The sequence below is a fragment of the Methylopila sp. 73B genome (assembly GCF_000526315.1).
Taxonomy (GTDB): Bacteria; Pseudomonadota; Alphaproteobacteria; order Rhizobiales; family Methylopilaceae; genus Methylopila.
In genome coordinates this window covers 1,722,045-1,746,496 of sequence record NZ_JAFV01000001.1, presented here as the reverse complement: position 1 = coordinate 1,746,496, position 24,452 = coordinate 1,722,045, and the positions used below count along the sequence as shown (strand labels likewise).

At 65.6% G+C, this 24,452-nt stretch carries 27 protein-coding genes; 25 read left to right on the top strand and 2 right to left on the bottom strand.

Going from position 1 to position 24,452, the window contains the following annotated elements; genetic code table 11:
- Positions 1–2: 2 nt before the first annotated feature.
- The 5 genes from rplA to rpoC all read left to right on the top strand — a co-directional run bounded on the left by rplA (position 3) and on the right by rpoC (position 10,700).
- A complete protein-coding gene (gene rplA, locus K244_RS0108350; RefSeq protein WP_020185804.1) occupies positions 3–704 on the top strand; it encodes a 50S ribosomal protein L1 in 702 nt (233 codons plus the stop codon).
- 332 nt (positions 705–1,036) lie between these two features.
- The gene (rplJ, locus tag K244_RS0108345; protein ID WP_024816395.1) at positions 1,037–1,555 is read left to right on the top strand and encodes a 50S ribosomal protein L10; all 519 of its coding nucleotides are present in this window, start codon (positions 1,037–1,039) and stop codon (positions 1,553–1,555) included.
- A 48-nt stretch (positions 1,556–1,603) separates the two neighbouring features.
- Positions 1,604–1,975: a 50S ribosomal protein L7/L12 gene (gene rplL / locus K244_RS0108340; protein WP_020185802.1), complete on the top strand. Its 372-nt coding sequence runs from the start codon at positions 1,604–1,606 to the stop codon at positions 1,973–1,975.
- 270 nt (positions 1,976–2,245) lie between these two features.
- Positions 2,246–6,364 (top strand): DNA-directed RNA polymerase subunit beta, encoded by a 4,119-nt coding sequence (rpoB, locus tag K244_RS0108335; protein ID WP_020185801.1) that lies wholly within the window; start codon positions 2,246–2,248, stop codon positions 6,362–6,364.
- A 136-nt stretch (positions 6,365–6,500) separates the two neighbouring features.
- Positions 6,501–10,700 carry a DNA-directed RNA polymerase subunit beta' gene (gene rpoC, locus K244_RS0108330; protein WP_020185800.1) on the top strand — a complete coding sequence of 1,400 codons (4,200 nt, stop codon included), beginning with the start codon at positions 6,501–6,503 and terminating at the stop codon, positions 10,698–10,700.
- A 126-nt stretch (positions 10,701–10,826) separates the two neighbouring features.
- Here the strand turns inward: rpoC and K244_RS0108325 are convergent, their stop codons facing one another.
- On the bottom strand, positions 10,827–11,990 hold the full coding sequence (locus K244_RS0108325) for an MFS transporter (protein ID WP_020185799.1): 1,164 nt from the start codon (positions 11,988–11,990) through the stop codon (positions 10,827–10,829).
- Between the two features lie 84 nt (positions 11,991–12,074).
- Entirely contained in the window at positions 12,075–12,428 is a 354-nt protein-coding gene (locus K244_RS0108320; protein WP_020185798.1) for a DUF1428 family protein, read from the bottom strand.
- Between the two features lie 448 nt (positions 12,429–12,876).
- Between K244_RS0108320 and rpsL the strand changes: the two genes are divergently transcribed.
- The 20 genes from rpsL (at position 12,877) to rpsH (ending at position 24,423) form a co-directional block, all read left to right on the top strand.
- Positions 12,877–13,248 (top strand): 30S ribosomal protein S12, encoded by a 372-nt coding sequence (gene rpsL / locus K244_RS0108315; protein WP_020185797.1) that lies wholly within the window; start codon positions 12,877–12,879, stop codon positions 13,246–13,248.
- Between the two features lie 11 nt (positions 13,249–13,259).
- Positions 13,260–13,730 (top strand): 30S ribosomal protein S7, encoded by a 471-nt coding sequence (gene rpsG / locus K244_RS0108310; protein WP_020185796.1) that lies wholly within the window; start codon positions 13,260–13,262, stop codon positions 13,728–13,730.
- A 27-nt stretch (positions 13,731–13,757) separates the two neighbouring features.
- The gene (fusA, locus tag K244_RS0108305) at positions 13,758–15,833 is read left to right on the top strand and encodes an elongation factor G (protein ID WP_020185795.1); all 2,076 of its coding nucleotides are present in this window, start codon (positions 13,758–13,760) and stop codon (positions 15,831–15,833) included.
- A gap of 67 nt (positions 15,834–15,900) precedes the next feature.
- Positions 15,901–17,091 carry an elongation factor Tu gene (gene tuf, locus K244_RS0108300; protein WP_020185794.1) on the top strand — a complete coding sequence of 397 codons (1,191 nt, stop codon included), beginning with the start codon at positions 15,901–15,903 and terminating at the stop codon, positions 17,089–17,091.
- 82 nt (positions 17,092–17,173) lie between these two features.
- Positions 17,174–17,482, top strand: a complete 309-nt coding sequence (gene rpsJ / locus K244_RS0108295) for a 30S ribosomal protein S10 (RefSeq protein WP_020185793.1) — start codon at positions 17,174–17,176, stop codon at positions 17,480–17,482.
- A 25-nt stretch (positions 17,483–17,507) separates the two neighbouring features.
- Entirely contained in the window at positions 17,508–18,242 is a 735-nt protein-coding gene (gene rplC, locus K244_RS0108290) for a 50S ribosomal protein L3 (RefSeq protein WP_020185792.1), read from the top strand.
- The gene (gene rplD, locus K244_RS0108285; RefSeq protein WP_020185791.1) at positions 18,242–18,865 is read left to right on the top strand and encodes a 50S ribosomal protein L4; all 624 of its coding nucleotides are present in this window, start codon (positions 18,242–18,244) and stop codon (positions 18,863–18,865) included. The genes rplC and rplD overlap by 1 nt, the downstream gene beginning before the upstream one ends.
- Positions 18,862–19,155, top strand: coding sequence for a 50S ribosomal protein L23 (locus tag K244_RS0108280; RefSeq protein ID WP_020185790.1), 294 nt, complete (start codon positions 18,862–18,864; stop codon positions 19,153–19,155). The genes rplD and K244_RS0108280 overlap by 4 nt, the downstream gene beginning before the upstream one ends.
- Before the next feature lie 24 nt (positions 19,156–19,179).
- The gene (gene rplB / locus K244_RS0108275; RefSeq protein ID WP_020185789.1) at positions 19,180–20,016 is read left to right on the top strand and encodes a 50S ribosomal protein L2; all 837 of its coding nucleotides are present in this window, start codon (positions 19,180–19,182) and stop codon (positions 20,014–20,016) included.
- Positions 20,017–20,031: 15 nt separating this feature from the next.
- Positions 20,032–20,310 carry a 30S ribosomal protein S19 gene (gene rpsS, locus K244_RS0108270; RefSeq protein WP_020185788.1) on the top strand — a complete coding sequence of 93 codons (279 nt, stop codon included), beginning with the start codon at positions 20,032–20,034 and terminating at the stop codon, positions 20,308–20,310.
- Positions 20,311–20,314: 4 nt separating this feature from the next.
- Entirely contained in the window at positions 20,315–20,704 is a 390-nt protein-coding gene (gene rplV, locus K244_RS0108265; RefSeq protein ID WP_020185787.1) for a 50S ribosomal protein L22, read from the top strand.
- Between the two features lie 10 nt (positions 20,705–20,714).
- Positions 20,715–21,431 carry a 30S ribosomal protein S3 gene (gene rpsC, locus K244_RS0108260; protein ID WP_020185786.1) on the top strand — a complete coding sequence of 239 codons (717 nt, stop codon included), beginning with the start codon at positions 20,715–20,717 and terminating at the stop codon, positions 21,429–21,431.
- 23 nt (positions 21,432–21,454) lie between these two features.
- Positions 21,455–21,868: a 50S ribosomal protein L16 gene (gene rplP, locus K244_RS0108255; protein WP_020185785.1), complete on the top strand. Its 414-nt coding sequence runs from the start codon at positions 21,455–21,457 to the stop codon at positions 21,866–21,868.
- A gap of 11 nt (positions 21,869–21,879) precedes the next feature.
- Positions 21,880–22,089 (top strand): 50S ribosomal protein L29, encoded by a 210-nt coding sequence (gene rpmC, locus K244_RS0108250; RefSeq protein WP_020185784.1) that lies wholly within the window; start codon positions 21,880–21,882, stop codon positions 22,087–22,089.
- A 10-nt stretch (positions 22,090–22,099) separates the two neighbouring features.
- Complete coding sequence (gene rpsQ, locus K244_RS0108245; RefSeq protein ID WP_020185783.1) at positions 22,100–22,372, top strand: 30S ribosomal protein S17; 273 nt, start codon at positions 22,100–22,102, stop codon at positions 22,370–22,372.
- An 88-nt stretch (positions 22,373–22,460) separates the two neighbouring features.
- On the top strand, positions 22,461–22,829 hold the full coding sequence (rplN, locus tag K244_RS0108240) for a 50S ribosomal protein L14 (protein WP_020185782.1): 369 nt from the start codon (positions 22,461–22,463) through the stop codon (positions 22,827–22,829).
- Positions 22,829–23,146, top strand: coding sequence for a 50S ribosomal protein L24 (rplX, locus tag K244_RS0108235; RefSeq protein WP_020185781.1), 318 nt, complete (start codon positions 22,829–22,831; stop codon positions 23,144–23,146). Before rplN ends, rplX begins: the two co-directional genes overlap by 1 nt.
- Positions 23,139–23,696: a 50S ribosomal protein L5 gene (gene rplE / locus K244_RS0108230; RefSeq protein ID WP_020185780.1), complete on the top strand. Its 558-nt coding sequence runs from the start codon at positions 23,139–23,141 to the stop codon at positions 23,694–23,696. Before rplX ends, rplE begins: the two co-directional genes overlap by 8 nt.
- Before the next feature lie 12 nt (positions 23,697–23,708).
- Entirely contained in the window at positions 23,709–24,014 is a 306-nt protein-coding gene (rpsN, locus tag K244_RS0108225; RefSeq protein ID WP_020185779.1) for a 30S ribosomal protein S14, read from the top strand.
- 10 nt (positions 24,015–24,024) lie between these two features.
- Positions 24,025–24,423 carry a 30S ribosomal protein S8 gene (gene rpsH / locus K244_RS0108220; protein ID WP_024816392.1) on the top strand — a complete coding sequence of 133 codons (399 nt, stop codon included), beginning with the start codon at positions 24,025–24,027 and terminating at the stop codon, positions 24,421–24,423.
- Positions 24,424–24,452 lie beyond the last annotated feature (29 nt).

Here is a 24,452-nt window from a genome sequence, read left to right as displayed (position 1 = left end):
TCATGGCGAAGCTTGCAAAGCGCGTCGCGAAATCCCGCGAGGGCGTTGATCGCCTGAAGCTGTATGCGCTCGACGAGGCCATCGGCCTGGTCAAGGAGCGCGCGACGGCGAAGTTCGACGAGACCATCGAGGTCTCGATCAACCTCGGCGTCGACCCGCGCCATGCGGACCAGATGGTTCGCGGCGTGTGTCAGCTGCCGAACGGCTCCGGCCGGACCGTGCGCGTGGGCGTGTTCGCCCGCGGCCCTAAGGCTGACGAGGCCAGGGCGGCCGGCGCGGACATCGTCGGCGCCGAAGACCTGCTCGAGATCGTTCAGGGCGGCACGATCGACTTCGATCGCTGCATCGCGACCCCGGACATGATGCCGCTCGTCGGCCGCCTCGGTAAAGTGCTGGGTCCGCGCGGCCTGATGCCGAACCCGAAGGTCGGCACGGTGACCATGGACGTCGCTGGCGCGGTCAAGGCCGCCAAGGGCGGCGCGGTGGAGTTCCGCGTCGAGAAGGCGGGCATCATCCACGGCGGCGTGGGCAAGGCCTCGTTCGACGCCGAGAAGCTGGTCCAGAACATCAAGGCGTTCGCGGACGCCGTGGTGAAGGCCAAGCCGACCGGCGCCAAGGGCCAGTACGTGCAGAAGATCTCGGTGTCCTCGACGATGGGCCCGGGCGTGCACGTCGAGCCGTCGTCCGTCGTCGGCGGCGCCTGAACAACCCGATTTCGCCCGGAGTTCGCTCCGGGAGAAAAGGAGGGTCGGATCCGTCCGCCCCTCCGAACCTGTCCGAGAAAGCAGGCGCACCTCCACGGGGAGGCCGCTTAAGCCCGGAGCACCGGGACCTGCTGAGACGGGGACGACCGGATTTCGGCCCGCGCGAGCGGCCCGTCCTGCCGGTTCGAACCATCGCCGCGGCGTTCACGCGTCGCGCGCGGACAGGCTTGAAGCCGCCGTTCGCCAGCGGGTCTTCCAGGCCCGCATGACGAACGGTCGTCGCAACCCGGCGGTTCGGCCCACAAGGTCGGATCGTCAACCGGAGAGAGCACGTGGACCGCGCGGAAAAGCGTGAAATGGTCACGACGCTGAACTCGGTGTTTTCGAACTCCGGGGCCATCGTCGTCGCTCATTACTCGGGTCTGACCGTCGCCCAGATGCAGACGCTTCGTCGGCAGATGCGCGCCGCAGGCGCGAGCGTGAAGGTCGCGAAGAACCGGCTCGCCAAGATCGCTCTCGATGGCACGGACGTCGCCCACATCGGATCCCTTCTCACGGGTCCGACCATCCTCGCCTACAGCGAGGACCCGGTGGCGGCGCCCAAGGTCGCGGTGGAGTTCGCCAAGGGGCACGACAAGTTCGTGATCCTGGGCGGCGCCATGGGCGCGACCTCCCTGAACCCCGACGGCGTGAAGGCTCTGGCCACGCTGCCGTCGCTGGACGAACTGCGCGCGAAGCTCGTGGGCCTCATTCAGGCGCCCGCGACCAAGCTCGCGCAGCTCTCCACCGCGCCTGCCGCAAAGCTTGCGCGCGTGTTCGGGGCTTACGCCAAGCGAGACGAGGCGGCGTGACGCCGTTTTTCATTTCAAAAACTGGTTCGAACTCAAGGACGTAGAACAATGGCTGATCTGACGAAGATCGTCGACGAACTGTCCAACCTGACGGTTCTCGAAGCTGCGGAGCTCGCGAAGCTCCTGGAAGAGAAGTGGGGCGTCTCGGCCGCTGCGGCGGTCGCGGTCGCTGGCCCGGCGGCCGCCGCTGCTGCGCCGGTCGAAGAGCAGACCGAGTTCACGGTCATGCTTGCCGCCGTCGGCGACAAGAAGATCGAGGTCATCAAGGAGGTCCGCGCGATCACCGGCCTCGGCCTCAAGGAAGCCAAGGACCTCGTCGAGGCGGCCCCGAAGGCCGTCAAGGAAGCCGTTTCCAAGGACGAGGGCGAGAAGCTCAAGGCCCAGCTCGAGAAGGCCGGCGCCAAGGTCGAGCTCAAGTGATCCGTCGCAGGCTTTTGGCCTGCGTCTGATCTGCCGTCGCGGGAGCGCCCCTCGGGCGCTTCCGCGGCACGCGAAAGCCGCGGGGAAGGGGCGCTCGTCGAGCGTCTCGTCCCACGCGGCTTAAGCGCCTTCCGGGCACTGTCCCGGCGGCGTGACGTACAAGCGGAGACCCGGGACCGTCCGGCTCCGCCACGCCTGACCCAAGGACCGTCCGGCGGGTCCGACGGTCTTTGGATCAGGCGTGCCCCTCCGGCATGGATGAGGAAGACGATGGCTCATACGATCACCGGCCGCAAGCGTGTCCGCAAGTTCTTCGGCAAGATCCGCGAAGTCGCGGCGATGCCGAACCTGATCGAAATCCAGAAGGCGTCTTACGACCAGTTCCTTCTGTTCGGTCAGAGCGGCTCACGGCCGGATGAAGGCCTCCAGACCGTGTTCAAGTCGGTGTTCCCGATCTCGGACTTTTCGAACAGCTCGATGCTGGAGTTCGTGAAGTACGAGTTCGAGCAGCCGAAGTACGACGTCGACGAGTGCCGTCAGCGCGGCATGACCTTCGCGGCCCCGCTGAAGGTCACGCTGCGCCTCATCGTATTCGACGTCGACGAGGAGACCGGCGCCAAGTCCGTCAAGGACATCAAGGAGCAGGACGTCTACATGGGCGACATGCCGCTCATGACGGACAACGGCACCTTCATCGTCAACGGCACCGAGCGCGTCATCGTCTCCCAGATGCACCGCTCGCCGGGCGTGTTCTTCGACCACGACAAGGGCAAGACCCACTCCTCGGGCAAGCTGCTGTTCGCGGCCCGCATCATTCCGTACCGCGGCTCCTGGCTCGACATCGAGTTCGACGCCAAGGACATCGTGCACGCCCGCATCGACCGTCGCCGGAAGATTCCGGTGACGTCGCTGATGTTCGCGCTCGGCATGGACGGCGAGGAAATCCTCGACACCTTCTACAACAAGGTTCGCTACGTCCGTGACGGCGAGGCCTGGCGCACGCCGTTCGACGGCGCGCGCATGAAGGGCATGAACGTCACGGTCGACCTGATCGACGCCGACACCGGCGAGGTCGCGCTTGAGGCCGGGAAGAAGCTCACCGTCCGTCAGGCGCGCCTGATCGTCGAGAAGGGGGTCAAGGATCTCCGGATCGCGAACGAGGAGCTCGTCGGGCAGTACATCGCCGAGGACATCGTCAACGCCGAGACCGGCGAGATCTGGGCGGAAGCGGGCGAGGAAATCACCGCCAAGCTGCTCGAGACGCTGCAGGACGCCGGGATCGACGAGCTCGACCTGCTCGACATCGACCACGTCAACACCGGCGGCTACATCCGCAACACGCTGATGGTGGACAAGAACAACTCCCGCGAGGAGGCCCTGTTCGACATCTACCGTGTCATGCGTCCGGGCGAGCCGCCCACGCTCGACACCGCCGAGAACATGTTCCAGTCGCTGTTCTTCGACAGCGAGCGCTACGACCTCTCGGCCGTCGGCCGCGTGAAGATGAACATGCGTCTCGATCTCGACGCCGAGGACACGGTGCGGACGCTCCGCAAGGCGGACATCCTCGCGGTCATCAAGACGCTGGTCGACCTGCGTGACGGCAAGGGCGAGATCGACGACATCGATCACCTCGGCAACCGCCGGGTGCGGTCGGTCGGCGAGCTGATGGAGAACCAGTACCGCGTCGGCCTGCTCCGCATGGAGCGCGCCATCAAGGAGCGCATGTCGTCGGTCGAGATCGACACCGTAATGCCGCAGGACCTGATCAACGCGAAGCCTGCGGCCGCAGCCGTGCGCGAGTTCTTCGGCTCGTCGCAGCTGTCGCAGTTCATGGACCAGACCAACCCGCTCTCCGAGATCACGCACAAGCGTCGTCTCTCGGCGCTCGGGCCCGGCGGTCTGACGCGTGAGCGCGCGGGCTTCGAAGTCCGCGACGTGCATCCGACCCATTACGGCCGCATCTGCCCGATCGAGACGCCGGAAGGCCCGAACATCGGCCTGATCAACTCGCTCGCCACCTTCGCCCGCGTGAACAAGTACGGCTTCATCGAGGCGCCCTATCGCAAGGTGCGCGACGGCGCCGTGACCGACGAGGTGCACTACCTCTCGGCCGTCGAGGAGTCCAAGCACCACGTCGCGCAGGCGAACGCCGTGCTCGACGCTTCGGGCAAGTTCACGGACGATCTGATCGTCTGCCGGCACATGGGCGAGGTGGTGTTCGTTTCGATCGACCGCGTCGACTACATGGACGTGTCGCCGAAGCAGCTCGTCTCGGTCGCGGCTGCGCTCATCCCGTTCCTTGAGAACGACGACGCGAACCGCGCTCTCATGGGCTCGAACATGCAGCGGCAGGCCGTGCCGCTGGTGAAGGCGGACGCTCCGTTCGTCGGCACCGGCATGGAGGCCGTGGTCGCCCGCGACTCCGGCGCCGCGATCGCCGCGCGCCGCTCGGGCATCATCGACCAGGTCGACGCGACCCGTATCGTCATCCGCGCGAACGAGGAGAGCGACGCCTCGAAGCCGGGCGTCGACATCTACCGCCTGATGAAGTTCCAGCGCTCCAACCAGTCGACCTGCATCACGCAGAAGCCGCTGGTGCGCGTCGGCGACATCGTCAAGAAGGGCGAGATCATCGCCGACGGCCCGTCGACGGAGCTCGGCGAGCTGGCTCTCGGCCGGAACGTGCTCGTCGCGTTCATGCCGTGGAACGGTTACAACTTCGAGGACTCCATCCTCCTCAGCGAGAAGATCGTCTCGGACGACGTCTTCACCTCGATCCACATCGAGGAGTTCGAGGTGATGGCCCGCGACACCAAGCTCGGGCCTGAGGAGATCACGCGCGACATTCCGAACGTGTCGGAAGAGGCGCTGAAGAACCTCGACGAAGCCGGCATTACCTACATCGGCGCGGAAGTGCAGGCGGGCGACATCCTCGTCGGCAAGATCACGCCGAAGGGCGAGAGCCCAATGACGCCGGAGGAGAAGCTGCTCCGCGCCATCTTCGGCGAGAAGGCCTCCGACGTGCGCGACACCTCGCTCCGGGTTCCGCCGGGCGTGACGGGCACGATCGTCGAAGTGCGCGTGTTCAACCGGCACGGCGTCGACAAGGACGAGCGCGCCCAGGCGATCGAACGCGAGGAGATCGAGCGGCTCGCCAAGGACCGCGACGACGAGCTCGCGATCCTGGACCGCAACACCTACGCGCGCCTCGGCGAGATGCTGGTCGGCAAGACCGTCATCTCGGGTCCGAAGACGATCAGGAAGGACGCGGAGCTCACCCGCGAGAGCCTGACCGAGGCCCCGCGTTCCCAGTGGTGGCAGATCGCCGTCTCGGACGACAAGATGATGTCCGAGCTGGAGGCCATGCGCGCCCAGTACGACGAGCAGAAGAAGCGGCTTGAGCAGCGGTTCCTCGACAAGGTCGAGAAGCTGCAGCGCGGCGACGAGATGCCCCCCGGCGTGATGAAGATGGTCAAGGTCTTCATCGCGGTGAAGCGCAAGATCCAGCCGGGCGACAAGATGGCCGGCCGGCACGGCAACAAGGGCGTCGTGTCGCGGATCGTGCCGGTGGAGGACATGCCGTTCCTCGCGGACGGCACCCACGCCGACATCGTGCTGAACCCGCTCGGCGTGCCGAGCCGGATGAACGTTGGGCAGATCCTCGAGACCCATCTCGGCTGGGCCTGCGCGGGTCTTGGTCGCAAGATCGGCGAGGCGATCGACGCCTATCGCGCCGGCGCCGACATCGGCGGGCTCAAATCGACGCTCGACAGCGTCTACGGTGACGACCCGAAGGTGAAAGAGCTCGACGACAAGGAGCTCGTCGAGATGTCGGAGAACCTCCGTCGCGGCGTTCCGATCGCCACGCCGGTGTTCGACGGCGCCAAGGAAGCGGACATCGAGCGCATGCTCGAGCTCGCGGGCGTGGCGACGTCGGGGCAGGTCACGCTCTTCGACGGGCGGACGGGCGAGACGTTCGATCGACAGGTGACGGTGGGCTACATATATATGCTCAAGCTTCACCATCTCGTGGACGACAAGATCCACGCGCGTTCGATCGGACCGTACTCGCTCGTCACCCAGCAGCCGCTGGGCGGCAAGGCGCAGTTCGGCGGACAGCGCTTCGGCGAGATGGAGGTCTGGGCGCTTGAGGCTTACGGCGCCGCCTACACGCTGCAGGAGATGCTGACGGTGAAGTCGGACGACGTCGCGGGCCGCACCAAGGTCTACGAGTCGATCGTCCGTGGCGACGACGCCTTCGAGGCCGGCATTCCGGAGAGCTTCAACGTGCTCGTGAAGGAAATGCGGTCGCTTGGCCTGAACGTCGATCTGCACACGTCGAAGCGCGTCGCAGGCGAGCTTCCTCCCGCCGACGCGGCGGAGTGACGGTCGCTCCTTCCGGGGGAGCGATCGTGCGGCGGACGGACCTCAGGGTCCGCCCGCTGGGCTGCATTGGGATTTTTAAGCGGACCTTGCCGGCGTTGAGCGGCGGCGCCTCAGGGTCACGCGGAAGGAGACGGCGATGAACCAAGAAGTGATGAATCTCTTCAACACGCAGGTTCCGGCCCAGACGTTCGACCAGATCCGGATCTCGATCGCGAGCCCCGAGAAGATTCTCTCGTGGTCGTTCGGCGAGATCAAGAAGCCCGAAACGATCAACTACCGGACCTTCAAGCCGGAGCGCGACGGCCTGTTCTGCGCCCGGATCTTCGGTCCGATCAAGGACTACGAGTGCTTGTGCGGCAAGTACAAGCGCATGAAGTACAAGGGCGTCATCTGCGAGAAGTGCGGCGTCGAGGTCACCCTCTCGCGCGTGCGCCGCGAGCGCATGGGCCACATCGAGCTGGCCGCGCCCGTCGCCCACATCTGGTTCCTGAAGTCGCTGCCGTCGCGCATCGGCCTGCTGATGGACATGACCCTCAAGGATCTCGAGGCGATCCTGTACTTCGAGAAGTACGTGGTGCTCGAGACGGGCCTGACGCCGCTCAAGGACCGCCAGCTCCTCACCGAAGACGAGTACATCCGCGCCCAGGACGAGTACGGCGAGGACGCCTTCACCGCGCAGATCGGCGCGGAGGCGATTCAGTCGATGCTGCGCACGCTCGACCTCGAGAAGATGGCGGCCGACATCCGCGTCGAGATCTCGGAGGCCACCACCGAGCTCAAGCCGAAGAAGCTCGCCAAGCGCCTGAAGATCGTCGAGGCCTTCATCGAGTCCGGCAACAAGCCGGACTGGATGATCATGACCATCGTGCCGGTCATCCCGCCGGACCTGCGTCCGCTCGTGCCGCTCGACGGCGGCCGTTTCGCGACGTCCGACCTCAACGACCTCTACCGCCGCGTCATCAACCGCAACAACCGCCTCAAGCGGCTGATCGAGCTGCGCGCGCCGGACATCATCATCCGCAACGAGAAGCGGATGCTGCAGGAGGCCGTCGACGCGCTGTTCGACAACGGCCGCCGCGGCCGCGTCATCACGGGCGTCAACAAGCGTCCGTTGAAGTCGCTGTCCGACATGCTGAAGGGCAAGCAGGGCCGTTTCCGCCAGAACCTGCTCGGCAAGCGCGTCGACTACTCCGGCCGGTCCGTCATCGTGGTCGGCCCGGAGCTCAAGCTGCACCAGTGCGGCCTGCCGAAGAAGATGGCGCTCGAGCTGTTCAAGCCGTTCATCTATTCGCGGCTTGACGCCAAGGGTCTGTCAGCGACCGTGAAGCAGGCGAAGAAGCTCGTCGAGAAGGAGAAGCCCGAAGTTTGGGACATCCTCGACGAGGTGATCCGCGAGCATCCCGTGATGCTGAACCGCGCCCCGACGCTCCACCGCCTCGGCATCCAGGCGTTTGAGCCGGTGCTGATCGAGGGCAAGGCGATCCAGCTTCACCCGCTGGTCTGCGCCGCGTTCAACGCCGACTTCGACGGCGACCAGATGGCCGTGCACGTTCCGCTGAGCCTCGAGGCCCAGCTGGAGGCGCGCGTCCTCATGATGTCGACGAACAACATCCTGCATCCCGCGAACGGCCAGCCGATCATCGTGCCGTCGCAGGACATCGTGCTGGGCCTCTATTACCTGACGCTGATGCGCGACAACGAGCCGGGCGAGGGCATGGCCTTCGCCAACATGGGCGAGCTTGAGCAGGCCCTGTTCACCAAGGCGGTGACGCTGCACACCAAGATCAAGGGTCGTCACATCGGCGTCGACGCCGACGGCAACAAGACCTCCAAGATCTACGAGACCACGCCTGGCCGCATGATGCTCGGCCAGCTGCTGCCGAAGACCCCGAAGCTGACCTTCGACGTCGTCAACAAGCTGATGACGAAGAAGGAAATCTCGAACATGATCGACACCGTCTACCGAAACTGCGGTCAGAAGGACACGGTCATCTTCTGCGACCGGATCATGACGCTCGGCTTCACCAACGCGTTCAAGGCGGGCATCTCGTTCGGCAAGGACGACATGGTCGTGCCGGAGACGAAGACGAAGATCGTCGACGACACCCGGACGCTCGCGAAGGAATACGAGCAGCAGTACCAGGACGGCCTGATCACCCAGGGCGAGAAGTACAACAAGGTCGTCGACGCCTGGGCGAAGTGCACGGACAAGATCGCCGACGAGATGATGGCGCGGATCTCCGCGGTCCAGATCGACAAGGAGACCGGGCGCACCAAGCAGATCAACTCGATCTACATGATGAGCCACTCGGGCGCCCGCGGCTCGCCGGCGCAGATGAAGCAGCTCGCCGGCATGCGCGGCCTGATGGCCAAGCCGTCGGGCGAGATCATCGAGAGCCCGATCATTTCGAACTTCAAGGAAGGCCTCTCGGTTCTCGAGTACTTCAACTCCACCCACGGCGCTCGTAAGGGCCTCGCGGACACGGCGCTGAAGACCGCGAACTCGGGCTATCTGACCCGCCGTCTCGTGGACGTCGCGCAGGACTGCATCATCACCGAGGACGATTGCGGCACCGAGGCGGGCATCCGCGTTCGCGCCGTCATCGACGCGGGCCAGATCGTGGCCACGCTCGGCATGCGCATTCTCGGCCGCACCGTCGCGGAGGACGTCTACCACCCGGCGACGGGCGAAGTGGTCGTCCCGAAGAACACGCTGGTGACCGAGAAGGACGTGGACCTCGTGCACGCGGCCGGCGTGCAGGAAGTCCGTATCCGGTCGGTGCTGACCTGCGAGACCAAGATCGGCGTTTGCGTGGCCTGCTACGGCCGCGATCTAGCGCGCGGCACCCCGGTCAACCACGGCGAGGCCGTCGGCGTCATCGCGGCGCAGTCGATCGGCGAGCCGGGCACGCAGCTCACGATGCGCACGTTCCACATCGGCGGCACGGCGCAGCTGGCGGACTCGTCCTTCCTCGAAAGCACGTTCGAGGGCACGATCAAGCTTCGCAACCGCAACGTCGCCCGGAACTCGGACGGCGACCTGATCGTCATGGGCCGCAACGTGGCCGTCATCATCCTCGACGCCGACGGCGTGACGGAGCGGTCGACGCACCGCCTCCTTTACGGTTCGAAGCTTCGGGTCGACGACGGCGACAAGATCAAGCGCGGCCAGCGCATCGCGGAGTGGGATCCGTACACCCGCCCGATCCTCACCGAGGTGGACGGCAAGGCCGGGTTCGAGGACCTGGTCGAGGGCGCTTCGCTCAAGGAGAGCTCGGACGAAGCGACGGGCATCACCAAGCGCGTCGTCACCGACTGGCGGACGTCCACGCGCAACGCGGACTTGAAGCCGGCGATCGTGATCAACGGTCCCGACGGCAAGATCGCGAAGCCCGCGAAGGGCGGCGAGGCGCGTTACCTGCTCGCGGCCGACGCAATCCTCTCGGTGTCGCCCGGCTCCGAGGTCCAAGCGGGCGACGTGCTGGCGCGTATCCCGTTGGAGAGCGCCAAGACGCGCGACATCACCGGCGGTCTGCCGCGGGTGGCGGAGCTGTTCGAGGCGCGTCGGCCGAAGGATGCGGCGGTCATCGCCGAGATCTCCGGCACGGTGCAGTTCGGCAAGGACTACAAGAACAAGCGTCGCCTGACGCTGGTGCCGAGCGACGGCGACGAGCCGGTCGAGTACCTCATCCCGAAGGGCAAGCACGTCCATCTGCAGGACGGCGACGTCGTGGAGAAGGGCGACTACATCGTCGACGGCAACCCTGCGCCGCACGACATCCTGGCGATCAAGGGCGTGGAGGAGCTTGCGGCTTACCTCGTCAACGAGATCCAGGAGGTCTACCGGCTCCAGGGCGTGCAGATCAACGACAAGCACATCGAGGTGATCGTTCGCCAGATGCTGCAGAAGGTCGAGATCTCCGACGCCGGCGAGACCGAGCTGCTCACCAACGAGCAGGTCGATCGGATGGAGTTCGACGAGATCAACGCCAAGATGATCGCCGAGGGCAAGAAGCCTGCGGTCGGCCATCCGGTGCTGCTCGGCATCACCAAGGCCAGCCTGCAGACGCGCTCGTTCATCTCGGCCGCGTCGTTCCAGGAGACGACCCGCGTCCTCACAGAGGCCGCGGTCAACGGCAAGGTGGACGACCTCGAGGGGCTGAAGGAGAACGTGATCGTCGGCCGCCTCATCCCCGCGGGCACCGGCTCGGTCATGAGCAAGGTCCGCGAGATCGCGACCCACCGCGACGAACTCATCCTCGCCCAGAAGGCGCAGGAGTCGGGCGTCACTCCGGCGAACGCCGGCCTGCTTCCGGCCTCCGACGCCGCAGAGTGAGGGGAGGGGCCTAGCGCCCCTTCCGGAAAGATGGAAAGGGCCGCCGGGATAACCGGCGGCCCTTTTTCGTTGCGCAAGGCTGCAGGAGTGGGGCCGAGGCGCACTTCGATCCGGAGGCTCGGACGGTCAGCTCGAGGAGGCCTGGACGGCCGCTGGCTTCGACGCGACGAAGAAGCAGATGGCGGCCCCGAAGATGACGGCCCCGAACGCGGCGGCCAGCGTGAACACCAGGCCGAACCCGCCGCTGGCGTGAGCCACGGCGATCAGGGGGGCCGCGAAGCCGCTCGCGGTGAAGCCCAGAAAGTAGCGAACGCTGTAGGCCTTGGTTCGGAGGTGCGGCGGCGTGTAGCGCGCGACCATCGCGTCGTTCACCACGACCTGCCCGTAGATCGCGGCGATCGCCAGCGCGAGGCCGGCCAGCATCGGCGCGCCGTCCGTCGTCGCCGCGAGCCCGAGGCCGAGAGGCTGCAGCGCCGCAAGCCCGACGAAGATCGTCGGCAGCGGAACCCTGTCGACGAGCCTGCCGACGATCAGCTGCGTCATTGCGCCGAAGAGAAAGACGCCTGTCACCAGCGCGCCGGTGACGGCCAGCGGCACGTCGAGGCCCAGCCGCTCGTCGATCGCTTTCGGCAGCGAGATGCTGGTGATGTTGAACGTCATGCCGCCGGCGATCAGTGCGGCGGCGAAGAGCGCGAGCAGCACGGGAACTCTCATTCCAACGCCCGACGGCGGAGCCGTTTTTGGCCCCGCCACGCGGGACTCCGCCTCCGCCGGTGCGAACACGAGATAGGCCAGTCCGACCGCCAGGCAGACCGCCGCCGGCGCGAGAAACGCCGCGCGCCAGCCCAGCGTGCTTGCGAGCAGCGCCGTGCCGCCCGAGGCGAAGGCGGATCCCAGATTTCCGAACACCCCGTTCCAGCCCAGCGACCGCCCGAGCGACGACGCGTGGCTGACCAGGAGCGAGGCGCCGATTGGGTGGTAGATCGCCGTAAAGACGCCGAGGACGAACAGCCACAGGGCGATCGCGGTCGGCGTCGAGCTAGCGGTGAGCCCGGCGAGGGACGTCGCGCAGCCGAAAAAGAACGTCGCGAGCAAGTTCCGGCGTCCTACCCTTTCGGCGAGCCAGCCCATCGGGAGCGCAAACAAGCCGAACGCGACGAAAGCTCCCGTGGAGAGTGCGATCATCGGCCCATAGTCACGGCCGAGATCGGCCGCCATGGCGATCACGGCGGTCGGATAGATCAGCAGGACATAATGGTCGAGCGCATGGGCGACGTTGACGAAAGCCACGGCGCGTCGGGAGGAACTGAGAGGCGTCAAGACAGGGTCCTCGGCGAGGGGCGGACGATCGGCCGCCCCTCTTTCCTTATAGCCTCAACGCCTGACGAAGACCTTGAACCCGCCGAAGATCATGCGCTTGCCGTCGAACGGCGCGTCCTTCATCGACGCCTCGAGCCGCGGATCCGCCATGACCTTCGCCACCGTCGCGTCGCGCGCCTCGCGCGACGGATATTCGATCCAGGAGAAGAACACCGTCTCGTCGTCCTTCTGCTGGACGGCGCGCGGGAAGGAGGTCAACTCGCCGTAAGGCGCGTCGTCGGCGACGCACTCCACAAAGGACAGGGCCCCGTGCTCCATCCAGACGGCCGCCGCCGTTTCGGCGAGCTCCCTGTACGCGTCGAGCTTGTCCAGGGGAACGGCGACGACGAATCCATCGACATAGCTCACGGGCGATTCTCCTCTTGCGGTTCTGAAGCGTTCCGTTCAAAGGACGGGCGAGCGGCCCCGGATCCGACATTCGCGGCGAAATACGTCTCGCCGGGCCGGCGTTTGCCCGCCGTTAAGGTCTGGGCCGGCGGTTTTCGCCTCGAGCGACCGAAAGTCCGGTGGCGCTGTTGACTATGTCCGAGTCGCGCGGTAGAAGCCGCTCACTCTTCGGCAGGCGGTAATTCCACGCTGTCGCATGCGGCCTACGCAGCGACCCTTCGGAATTAGACGCTGTCGCGACCACACGGTCAGTTGCGGTTCATGACCCCGGCGCTTCGTCGTCGTTGGTCCTCTGCAGGGAGCGACGCTCCCCTTCGGTTTTCCGAAGGGAGGCGTCATTTCGTTCTGTTCGGTCCTCATCCTGGGCCGTCCGGAACGCCGGTTTATAAGGGAAGCGGTTAGGCCAACGATGCCCACCATCAGCCAGTTGATCCGCAAGCCGCGGCAGGCGCCGACGGCGCGCAACAAGGTTCCGGCGCTTCAGGCGTGCCCGCAGAAGCGCGGCGTCTGCACGCGCGTCTACACCACCACGCCGAAGAAGCCGAACTCGGCGCTTCGTAAGGTCGCCAAGGTTCGTCTCACCAATGGCTTCGAGGTCATCGGCTACATTCCTGGCGAGGGGCACAACCTCCAGGAACACTCGGTCGTCATGATCCGCGGCGGCCGCGTGAAGGACCTTCCGGGCGTGCGTTACCACATTCTTCGCGGCGTGCTCGACACGCAGGGCGTCAAGAACCGCAAGCAGCGCCGGTCCAAGTACGGCGCCAAGCGGCCGAAGTGAGGTTCTGAGATATGTCCCGTCGTCACTCCGCCGAACGCCGCGAAGTCCATCCCGATCCGAAGTTCGGGGACATCGTGGTCACGAAGTTCATGAACACGGTCATGAAGCACGGCAAGAAGTCCGCCGCTGAAACGATCGTCTATGGCGCCTTCGACACCGTGGAGACCAAGCTCAAGCAGAGCCCGGTCGCCGTGTTCCACCAGGCGCTCGACAACATCGCGCCGGCCCTCGAGGTTCGCTCCCGCCGGGTCGGCGGCGCGACCTACCAGGTCCCGGTCGAGGTTCGCCCGGAGCGCCGCCAGGCGCTTGCGCTTCGTTGGCTGCTGGCTTCGGCCCGCGCCCGCAACGAGAAGACCATGGTCGACCGTCTGTCGGCCGAACTGATCGACGCTTCGAACAACCGCGGCTCCGCCGTGAAGAAGCGCGAGGACACGCACCGCATGGCGGAAGCGAACCGCGCCTTCTCGCACTACCGCTGGTAATCGAGCAGAGATTGAAGGACTGAGATCATGGCCCGTTCCCACGCGATCGAAGACTATCGTAACTTCGGCATCATGGCCCACATTGATGCCGGCAAGACGACGACGACCGAGCGCGTCCTGTTCTATTCCGGCAAGTCCCATAAGATCGGCGAAGTCCACGACGGCGCCGCGACCATGGACTGGATGGAGCAGGAGCAGGAGCGCGGCATCACGATCACGTCCGCTGCGACGACGACTTTCTGGAACGACCACCGCCTGAACATCATCGACACGCCGGGCCACGTCGACTTCACGATCGAAGTCGAGCGTTCGCTCCGCGTGCTCGACGGCGCCGTGTGCGTGCTCGACGGCAACCAGGGCGTCGAGCCGCAGACCGAGACCGTGTGGCGTCAGGCCGACAAGTACGAAGTGCCGCGCATCGTGTTCGTCAACAAGATGGACAAGATCGGCGCGGACTTCTTCCGCTGCGTCAGCGAGATCGACAGCCGCGTCGCCGGTAAGCCGGTCTGCATTCAGCTTCCGATCGGTTCGGAGTCGAACTTCCTCGGCATCATCGACCTCGTCCGCATGAAGGCGGTGGTGTGGGAGAACGAGAACCTCGGCGCGAACTACCACGACGAAGAGATTCCGGCTGATCTCGCCGATCAGGCTCTCGAATACCGCAACATGATGATCGAGCGGGCCGTCGAGCTCGACGACGCGGCGCTCGAGAAGTTCCTCGAAGGCGAAGAGCCCGACGAGGCGACGCTGAAGGGCCTGCTCCGCAAGGCCGTGATCACGCGCGCCTTCACGCCTGTGCTCTGCGGCTCGGCCTTCAAGAACAAGGGCGTTCAGCCCTTGCTCGACGCGGTGGTCGACTATCTTCCGAGCCCGCTCGATCGCGGCGCGGTCGACGGCGTCGACTTCAAGACCGAAGAGCCGGTCGTTCGCCGTCCGTCCGACGACGAAGGTCTCTCGGTCCTCGCGTTCAAGATCATGGACGACCCGTTCGTCGGCACCATCACCTTCTGCCGCGTCTACTCGGGCAAGCTGGAGTCGGGTTCGACCCTGCTGAACTCGACCCGCGACAAGAAGGAGCGCGTCGGCCGCATGCTCCTGATGCATGCGAACAACCGCGAAGACATCAAGGAAGCCTACGCCGGCGACATCGTCGCCCTGGCCGGCCTCAAGGACGTCCGCACCGGCGACACGCTGTGCGATCCGCTGAAGGCCGTGATCCTGGAGCAAATGGTGTTCCCGGAGCCGGTCATCGAGATCGCGATCGAGCCGAAGACCAAGGCCGACCAGGAGAAGCTGGGCATTGCCCTGTCGAAGCTCGCGGCCGAGGACCCGTCCTTCCGCGTGTCGACCGATCAGGAGTCGGGCCAGACCATCCTCAAGGGGATGGGCGAGCTCCACCTCGACATCAAGGTCGACATCCTGCGCCGCACCTACAAGGTCGACGCGAACATCGGCGCTCCGCAGGTCGCGTACCGCGAGACTCTGACGAAGCCGGTCGACATCGACTACACGCACAAGAAGCAGACCGGCGGCACCGGCCAGTTCGCCCGCGTGAAGTTCCACATCTCGCCGAACGAAGTCGGCGCCGGGTTCGCCTTCGAGTCGAAGGTGGTCGGCGGTTCTGTGCCGAAGGAGTACATCCCGGGCGTGCAGAAGGGCCTCGAGTCCGTTCTTGGTTCGGGCGTGGTTGCGGGCTTCCCCGTGGTCGACGTCAAGGTCGAGCTGGTCGACGGCGCGTACCACGAGGTCGACTCCTCGGCGCTCGCCTTCGAAATCGCGTCCCGTGCGGCGTTCCGCGAGGCCCTGCAGAAGGGCGGCGCGGTGCTGCTCGAGCCGATCATGAAGGTCGAGGTCGTCACGCCTGAAGACTACACCGGCTCGGTCATCGGCGACCTCAACTCCCGCCGCGGCCAGATCCAGGGCCAGGACATGCGCGGCAACGCGAACGTGGTGAACGCCATGGTCCCGCTCGCCAACATGTTCGGCTACATCAACACGCTGCGTTCGTTCAGCCAGGGCCGGGCGAACTACAGCATGGAATTCGACCACTACGAGCAGGTTCCGTCGAACGTCGCGCAGGAGGTTCAGGCGAAGTACGCCTGATCTTCCCGCAGCGAGTTCAAGACGTAACCCCTAGAGACGATTTAGAGAAAAGAACGGAGCCTTCGCCATGGCCAAGGAAAAGTTCGCGCGGACGAAGCCGCATTGCAACATTGGGACGATTGGTCATGTTGACCATGGCAAGACGTCTCTGACGGCGGCGATCACGAAGGTTCTTGCTGAGACGGGCGGCGCGACGTTTACGGCGTACGACCAGATCGACAAGGCGCCGGAAGAGAAGGCGCGCGGCATCACGATCTCGACGGCGCACGTGGAGTACGAGACGGCGAACCGGCATTACGCGCACGTCGACTGCCCCGGCCACGCCGACTACGTGAAGAACATGATCACGGGCGCGGCGCAGATGGACGGCGCGATCCTGGTGGTTTCAGCGGCGGACGGCCCGATGCCGCAGACCCGCGAGCACATCCTGCTGGCGCGCCAGGTCGGCGTTCCGGCGCTGGTGGTGTTCCTGAACAAGTGCGACCTGGTGGACGACGAGGAGCTTCTGGAGCTGGTCGAGCTCGAGGTGCGCGAGCTTCTGTCGAAGTACGACTTCCCGGGCGACGACATTCCGATCATCAAGGGCTCGGCGGTCGTTGCGCTGCAGGGCGGCGACCCGAAGCTCGGCCATGACGCTGTGCTCGAGCTGATGAAGGCGGTGGACGCCTACATCCCGCAGCCGGAGCGGCCGATCGACCAGCCGTTCCTGATGCCGGTCGAGGACGTGTTCTCGATCTCGGGGCGCGGCACGGTTGTGACCGGCCGCGTTGAGCGCGGGATCGTGAAGGTCGGCGAGGAAGTCGAGATCGTCGGCATCAAGGCGACGGTGAAGACGACGGTGACGGGCGTCGAGATGTTCCGCAAGCTTCTGGACCAGGGCCAGGCGGGCGACAACATCGGGGCGCTGCTGCGCGGCACGAAGCGCGAGGACGTGGAGCGCGGGCAGGTCCTGTGCAAGCCGGGCTCTGTGAAGCCGCACACGAAGTTCAAGGCTGAGGCTTACATCCTCACCAAGGAGGAGGGCGGTCGTCACACGCCGTTCTTCACGAACTACCGTCCGCAGTTCTACTTCCGGACGACGGACGTGACAGGCGTGGTGCACCTCCCCGAGGGCACCGAGATGGTGATGCCGGGCGACAACATCGCGATGGAGGTGCACCTGATCGTGCCGATCGCGATGGAGGAGAAGCTGCGCTTCGCCATCCGCGAAGGCGGACGCACCGTCGGCGCAGGCGTCGTCGCTTCCATCATCGAGTGATCTGAACTCTTTCAGAGAAACTGCCGGGGCGGGCGCGCCCTGATTTCAAGGGCGCCGCCCTACCTCGTGGAGACCGAGTAAAATGAACGGTCAGAACATCCGGATCCGCCTCAAGGCGTTCGACCACCGCATCCTGGACTCGTCGACTCGAGAAATCGTGTCGACGGCCAAGCGGACGGGCGCGCAGGTTCGCGGTCCGATCCCCCTGCCGACCCGCATCGAGAAGTTCACCGTGAACCGCTCGCCGCACGTCGACAAGAAGAGCCGCGAGCAGTTCGAGATCCGGACGCACAAGCGTCTCCTCGACATCGTCGACCCGACGCCGCAGACCGTGGACGCGCTGATGAAGCTCGACCTGGCCGCCGGCGTCGACGTCGAGATCAAGCTCTGATCGGCGCAAGGGAAGGACGACTCTCATGCGGTCCGGAGTAATCGCACAGAAACTGGGCATGACCCGCATCTTCACGGATGCCGGCGAGCATGTTCCGGTCACGGTCCTCAAGGTCGAGCAGTGCCAGGTCGTGGCGCATCGCACCCTCGAGGGCAACGGCTACGTCGCCATGCAGCTTGGCGCTGGCGCTCGTAAGCCCAAGAACGTGACGCGCGCCGAGCGCGGCCACTTCGCGAAGGCCGAAGTCGAGCCGAAGCGGAAGATCGTCGAGTTCCGGGTGACCCCGGACGCGGTGATCCCCGTCGGGGCCGAGATCACGGTCGACCACTTCCTGGTCGGGCAGCGGGTCGACGTGACCGGCACCTCGATCGGCAAGGGTTTCGCCGGCGCCATGAAGCGCCACAACTTCGGCGGTCTTCGCGCCACCCACGGCGTGTCCGTGTCGCACCGTTCGCACGGTTCGACCGGCGGCCGTCAGGATCCCGGCAAGGTCTTCAAGAACAAGAAGATGGCCGGTCACATGGGCGACGAGCGGGTGACCACTCAGAACCTCAAGATCGTGTCGACGGACGTCGAGCGCGGTCTGATCCTGGTCGAGGGAGCGGTTCCGGGCGCCAAGGGCGGCTGGATCCTGGTCCGCGACGCGGTGAAGACGAAGCTGCCTGACGGGCTTCCGCTGCCTGGCGCGTTCCGCGAACGCGGCGCGGCGAAGGCCGAGGCCCCGGTCGAGACCGCTTCGGCCGAGACGGAGAACGCGTGATGGTCGATATCGCAATCACCACCGCCGACGGCGCCGCGGGCGAGAAGATCACGCTCTCGGACGAGATCTTCGGTCTCGAGCCGCGCGCGGACATCCTGCACCGCGTCGTGCGCTGGCAGCTCGCCAAGCGCCAGGCCGGCACCCACCAGACGCTCGGTCGGTCCGAAATCGCCCGGACCGGCAAGAAGATGTACAAGCAGAAGGGCACGGGTCGCGCCCGTCACGCTGCGGCGTCCGCGCCGCAGTTTCGTGGCGGCGGCCGCGCCTTCGGTCCGGTGGTGCGCTCCCATGCGCATGACCTGCCGAAGAAGGTGCGCGCCCTCGGTCTGAAGCTCGCGCTCTCGGCCAAGGCCAAGGATCAGCAGATCGTCGTCGTCGACGCGTTCTCGCTGGGCGAAGCCAAGACCAAGGCGTTCAAGGAGCAGATGGAGAAGCTCGGCTTCGCCAACGCTCTGATCGTCGACGGCGCCGAGGTGGAGGCCAACGTCAAGCTCGCCGCCCGCAGCGTGCCGTACGTGGACGTGCTGCCGGTCCAGGGCATCAACGTCTACGACATCCTTCGCCGCGAGACGCTCGTGCTGACGAAGGCTGCGATCGATGCGCTGGAGGCGCGCTTCAAATGACCGATGTGCGCCATTACGACGTCATCCGGTCGCCGATCATCACCGAAAAGGCGACGATCGCGTCCGAGCTGAACAAGGTGGTCTTCCGCGTCGCGGACACCGCCACCAAGCCGCAGATCAAGGCCGCCGTCGAGAAGCTGTTCGACGTGAAGGTCCTGAGCGTCAACACGCTTGTCCGCAAGGGCAAGGAAAAGCGTTTCCGCGGCCGTCTCGGCCGTCAGGGCGACGTCAAGCGCGCGATCGTGACCCTCGCCGAGGGCCACTCGATCGACGTCACGACCGGCCTCTGAGGCGCGGGATAGGGAGCCGAACAGATGGCGCTCAAGCATTACAATCCGATCACGCCGAGCCTTCGCCAGCTCGTGATCGTGGACCGGTCCGCCCTGTACAAGGGCAAGCCGGTGAAGCAGCTGACCGAGGGCCTTTCGTCCTCCGGCGGCCGCAACAATTACGGCCGCATCACCGTCCGCTTCCGCGGCGGCGGCCACAAGCGCACCTACCGGCTGATCGACTTCAAGCGTCGCAAGCTGGACGTGCCGGCGACGGTGGAGCGGATCGAGTACGATCCGAACCGCTCGGCGTTCATCGCGCTGATCCGCTACCAGGACGGCGAGCTGAGCTACATCCTCGCGCCCCAGCGTCTCGCTGTCGGCGACCAGGTGGTGGCCGGCGCGCAAGTCGACGTGAAGCCCGGCAACGCGATGCCGCTCGGCGTCGCGCCGGTCGGGACGATCGTCCACAACGTCGAGATCAAGATCGGCCGCGGGGGCCAGATCGCGCGCTCGGCGGGCACCTACGCCCAGATCGTGGGCCGCGACCAGGGCTACGTGACGCTGCGCCTGAACTCGGGCGAGCAGCGCCTCGTTCACGGTCACTGCTTTGCGACCGTCGGCGCGGTGTCGAACCCGGATCATTCGAACATCAGCCTGGGCAAGGCCGGTCGTTCGCGGTGGCTCGGTCGCAAGCCGCACAACCGCGGCGTGACCATGAACCCGGTCGACCATCCGCACGGCGGCGGCGAAGGCCGCACCTCGGGCGGCCGTCACCCGGTTACCCCGTGGGGCAAGCCGACCAAGGGCAAGCGGACCCGTTCGAACAAGGCGACCGACAAGTTCATCGTGTCGAGCCGCCACGCCCGTAAGAAGAAGTAAGCGGAGAGCGGACAAATGGCGCGTTCAGTTTGGAAGGGCCCGTTCGTCGACGGCTATCTGCTGCGCAAGGCGGAAAACGCCCGGTCGTCGACCCGTAACGAGGTCATCAAGATCTGGAGCCGTCGCTCCACGATCCTGCCGCAGTTCGTGGGCCTCACCTTTGGGGTCTACAACGGCCAGAAGCACATCCCGGTCGCGATCTCGGAAGAGATGATCGGCCACAAGTTCGGCGAGTTCGCCCCGACCCGTACCTTCTACGGTCACGCGGCGGACAAGAAGTCGAAGAGGAAGTAAGGTCATGGGCAAGCAGGCACGCGAGCGCGCGCTTCCCGAGAACGAGGCGAAAGCTGTGCTGCGGATGGTTCGCATCTCGCCGCAGAAGCTGAACCTCGTCGCGCAGCTGATCCGCGGCAAGAAGGTCGAGACGGCTCTGGCCGACCTGACCTTTTCCCGCAAGCGGATCGCGGGACAGGTGAAGAAGACGCTCGAGAGCGCGATCGCCAACGCCGAGAACAACCACGACCTCGACGTGGACGATCTCGTCGTCTCCCAGGCGTTCGTCGGCAAGTCGATCGTCATGAAGCGCTTCAGCCCCCGCGCCCGTGGCCGCGTCGGCACCATCCAGAAGCCGTTCTCGCACCTGACGATCGTCGTTCGTCAGGTCGAGCGCGACGCGGCGAAGGCCTGAGGAGAAGACGATGGGTCATAAGGTCAACCCGATCGGGCTTCGGCTCGGCATCAACCGTACGTGGGACTCGCGCTGGTTCGCCAGCAAGGGCGAGTACGGCAAGCTGCTGCACGAGGACATCAAGATCCGCGACGCCCTGCTGAAGGATCTGAAGCAGGCGGCCGTTTCGAAGATCGTCATCGAGCGCCCCCACAAGAAGTGCCGCGTGTCGATCTATTCCGCCCGCCCGGGCATCGTGATCGGCAAGAAGGGCGCGGACATCGAGAAGCTTCGCAAGAAGGTCGGCTCGATGACCTCGTCCGAGGTGCACATCAACATCGTCGAAGTGCGGAAGCCCGAAGTCGACGCGACGCTGGTCGCCGAGTCGATCTCGCAGCAGCTCGAGCGCCGCGTCGCGTTCCGTCGCGCCATGAAGCGCGCGGTTCAGTCCGCGATGCGCCTCGGCGCGGAAGGCATCCGCATCAACTGCGCCGGCCGTCTCGGCGGCGCTGAGATCGCCCGCACCGAGTGGTACCGCGAAGGTCGCGTGCCGCTTCACACGCTGCGCGCCGACGTCGACTACGGCGTCGCCACCGCGAAGACCGCGATGGGCACCTGCGGCGTGAAGGTGTGGATCTTCAAGGGCGAGGTCATGGAGCACGATCCCATGGCCCAGGATCGTCGTCTGTCCGAAGAGTCGGCTGGCGGCGGCGGCGGTGGCCGTCCGAACCGCCGCGACGCGGCGTGATCGGGAGCCTCGGAGTCTAAGTCATGCTGCAACCGAAGAAGACCAAGTTCCGCAAGCAGTTCAAGGGTCGCATCAGCGGCGCTGCGAAGGGCGGATTCAACCTCGACTTCGGCGCGTTTGGTCTGAAGGCGCTCGAGCCGGAGCGCATCACCGCGCGCCAGATCGAAGCCGCCCGTCGCGCGCTGACCCGTCACATGAAGCGCGCCGGCCGCGTCTGGATCCGCGTGTATCCCGACGTTCCGGTCACGTCGAAGCCGACCGAAGTCCGCATGGGCAAGGGCAAGGGCGCGACGGACTACTGGGCGGCCAAGGTCAAGCCCGGCCGCATCATGTTCGAGATCGACGGCGTGTCCGTCGAGATCGCCAAGGAAGCGCTTGCTCTGGCGGCTGCGAAGCTGCCGATTCGCACGCGCTTCGTTCAACGCATCGCCGAGTGAGGGAGGACGTCATGGCGAAGGCTCAAGACCTTAAGACCCTGTCGGTCGACCAGCTCGACGACGAGCTCGTGAAGCTGAAAAAGGAGCAATTCAACCTCCGTTTCCAGCGCGCCACGGGCCAGCTCGAGAATACCGCTCGCGTGCGCCAGGTGCGCCGTGATATCGCCCGCATCCGCACTGTCGCTTCGGCGAAGCGTGCGGAGGCGGAAACAAAGGCCTGAGGAGGACATCATGCCGAAGAGAGTCCTTCTCGGGACGGTCATTTCCGACAAGAACGCCAAGACCGTCGTGGTCAAGGTGGAGCGTCGGTTCACGCACCCGCTTCTGAAGAAGACGGTGCGGCGGTCGAAGCACTACCACGCCCACGACGAGCAGGGCCTGTTCAAGGTCGGCGACCTCGTGTGGATCGAGGAGAGCCGGCCGATTTCGAAGCTGAAGCGCTGGGTCGTCCGACCGGACGCGTCGGTCGATGCGGACGCTTCGGCGCCGGCCCCGACCGAGTGACGATCATCTGAAATCCAAGGCCCGCCGGGCGAGGTCCCCACCGAACTTCGGGGATACCGGTCCGGGCGAATGAGAAAGGCTTAAGGCCATGATTCAGATGCAGAGCAACCTCGACGTCGCCGACAATTCCGGCGCCAAGCGAGTGATGTGCATCAAGGTTCTCGGCGGCGCAGGCCGTCGGTACGCCGGCGTGGGCGACATCATCGTGGTGTCGGTCAAGGAGGCGATTCCGCGGGGCCGCGTGAAGAAGGGCGACGTCATGAAGGCGGTCGTCGTTCGGACCGCCAAGGCCGTGCGTCGCATCGACGGTTCCGTGATCCGCTTCGACCGCAATGCGGCCGTTCTGATCAACAACCAGAAAGAGCCCGTCGGCACCCGCATCTTCGGACCGGTTCCGCGCGAGCTCCGCGCCAAGAACCACATGAAGATCATTTCGCTCGCGCCGGAGGTGCTGTGATGGCCGCGAAGATCAAGAAGGGCGACAAGGTCGTCGTTCTCGCAGGCCGGGACAAGGGCAAGACCGGCGAAGTGCTGCAGGTGCTCCCCAAGGACGAGCGCGCCCTGGTGCGCGGCGTCAACGTAGTGAAGCGCCATACGCGCCAGACCCAGACGACGGAAGGCGGGATCATCTCCAAGGAGGCCGCCATCCACCTGTCCAACATCGCGCTCGCCGACCCGAAGGACGGCAAGGCGACGCGCGTCAGCTTCAAGGTCCTGGACGACGGCCGCAAGGTTCGCGTCGCGACGCGTTCGGGAGATCAGATCGATGGCTGAGACCGCTTACGAACCGCGCCTCAAGACGCTTTACGCCGACGTCGTTCGGCCGAAGCTGATCGAGGAGTTCGGGTACAAGAACCCGTTCGAGGTTCCGTCGATCGACAAGATCGTCATCAACATGGGCATCGGCGAAGGCGTCGCCGACTCCAAGAAGGTGACGAACGCGGTCGGCGAGCTGACCAAGATCGCCGGCCAGAAGCCGGTCGTGACGAAGGCCCGCACCTCGATCGCGACCTTCAAGCTGCGCGAAGGCCAGTCGGTCGGCGCGAAGGTCACGCTGCGCCGGGCCCGCATGTACGAGTTCATGGATCGCCTGGTCACGATCGCGCTTCCGCGCGTTCGCGACTTCCGCGGCCTGAACCCGAAGAGCTTCGACGGCCGTGGCAACTTCGCCATGGGCATCAAGGAGCACATCGTGTTCCCCGAGATCGAGTACGACAAGATCGATCAGGTGTGGGGCATGGACGTCATCGTCTGCACGACGGCGAAGTCTGACGACGAGGCGCGCGCCCTGCTGCGCGCCTTCAACTTCCCCTTCAGGCAGTGACGGGAGGATCGCATGGCTAAGAAAAGCGCGATCGAGAAGAACAACCGGCGTCGTCAGCTCGTCGACCGTTTCGCTGCGAAGCGAGCGGAGCTGAAGGCGATCGCCAAGGATGAGAGCCTGGACCTCGAGGAGCGCTTCGCCGCGCGCCTCAAGCTCGCCGAGCTTCCGCGGAACGGGTCCAAGACCCGCGTCCGGAACCGCTGCGAAGTGACGGGTCGTCCGCGTGCGTACTACCGCAAGCTGGGCATCTCGCGCATCGCGATCCGCGATCTGGGCTCGAAGGGCCTGGTTCCGGGTCTCCTGAAGTCGAGCTGGTGAGGAGGGATCCATGTCAATGATTGATCCCCTCGGCGATATGCTGACGCGAATCCGCAACGCGCACATGCGGAACAAGACCTCGTGCTCGACGCCCGGCTCGCGCCTGCGCCAGCATGTGCTGGACGTGCTGCAGGCGGAAGGCTACATCCGCGGCTACACCCAGACCGAGATGGCCAACGGCCGTACGGAATTCGAGATCGAGCTGAAGTACTACGACGGCGCGCCGGTCATCCGCGAAATCCAGCGGGTGTCGAAGCCGGGCCGCCGGGTGTACGCCTCGGTCAAGAATCTTCCGCGCGTGGCCAATGGCCTCGGCATCTCGATCCTCTCCACGCCGAAGGGCGTGATGGCGGATCACGACGCCCGCGACAACAACGTGGGCGGGGAGATCCTTTGCCGCGTCTTCTGACGCTGGCGAAGGGTTTCCCGCAGGATTAG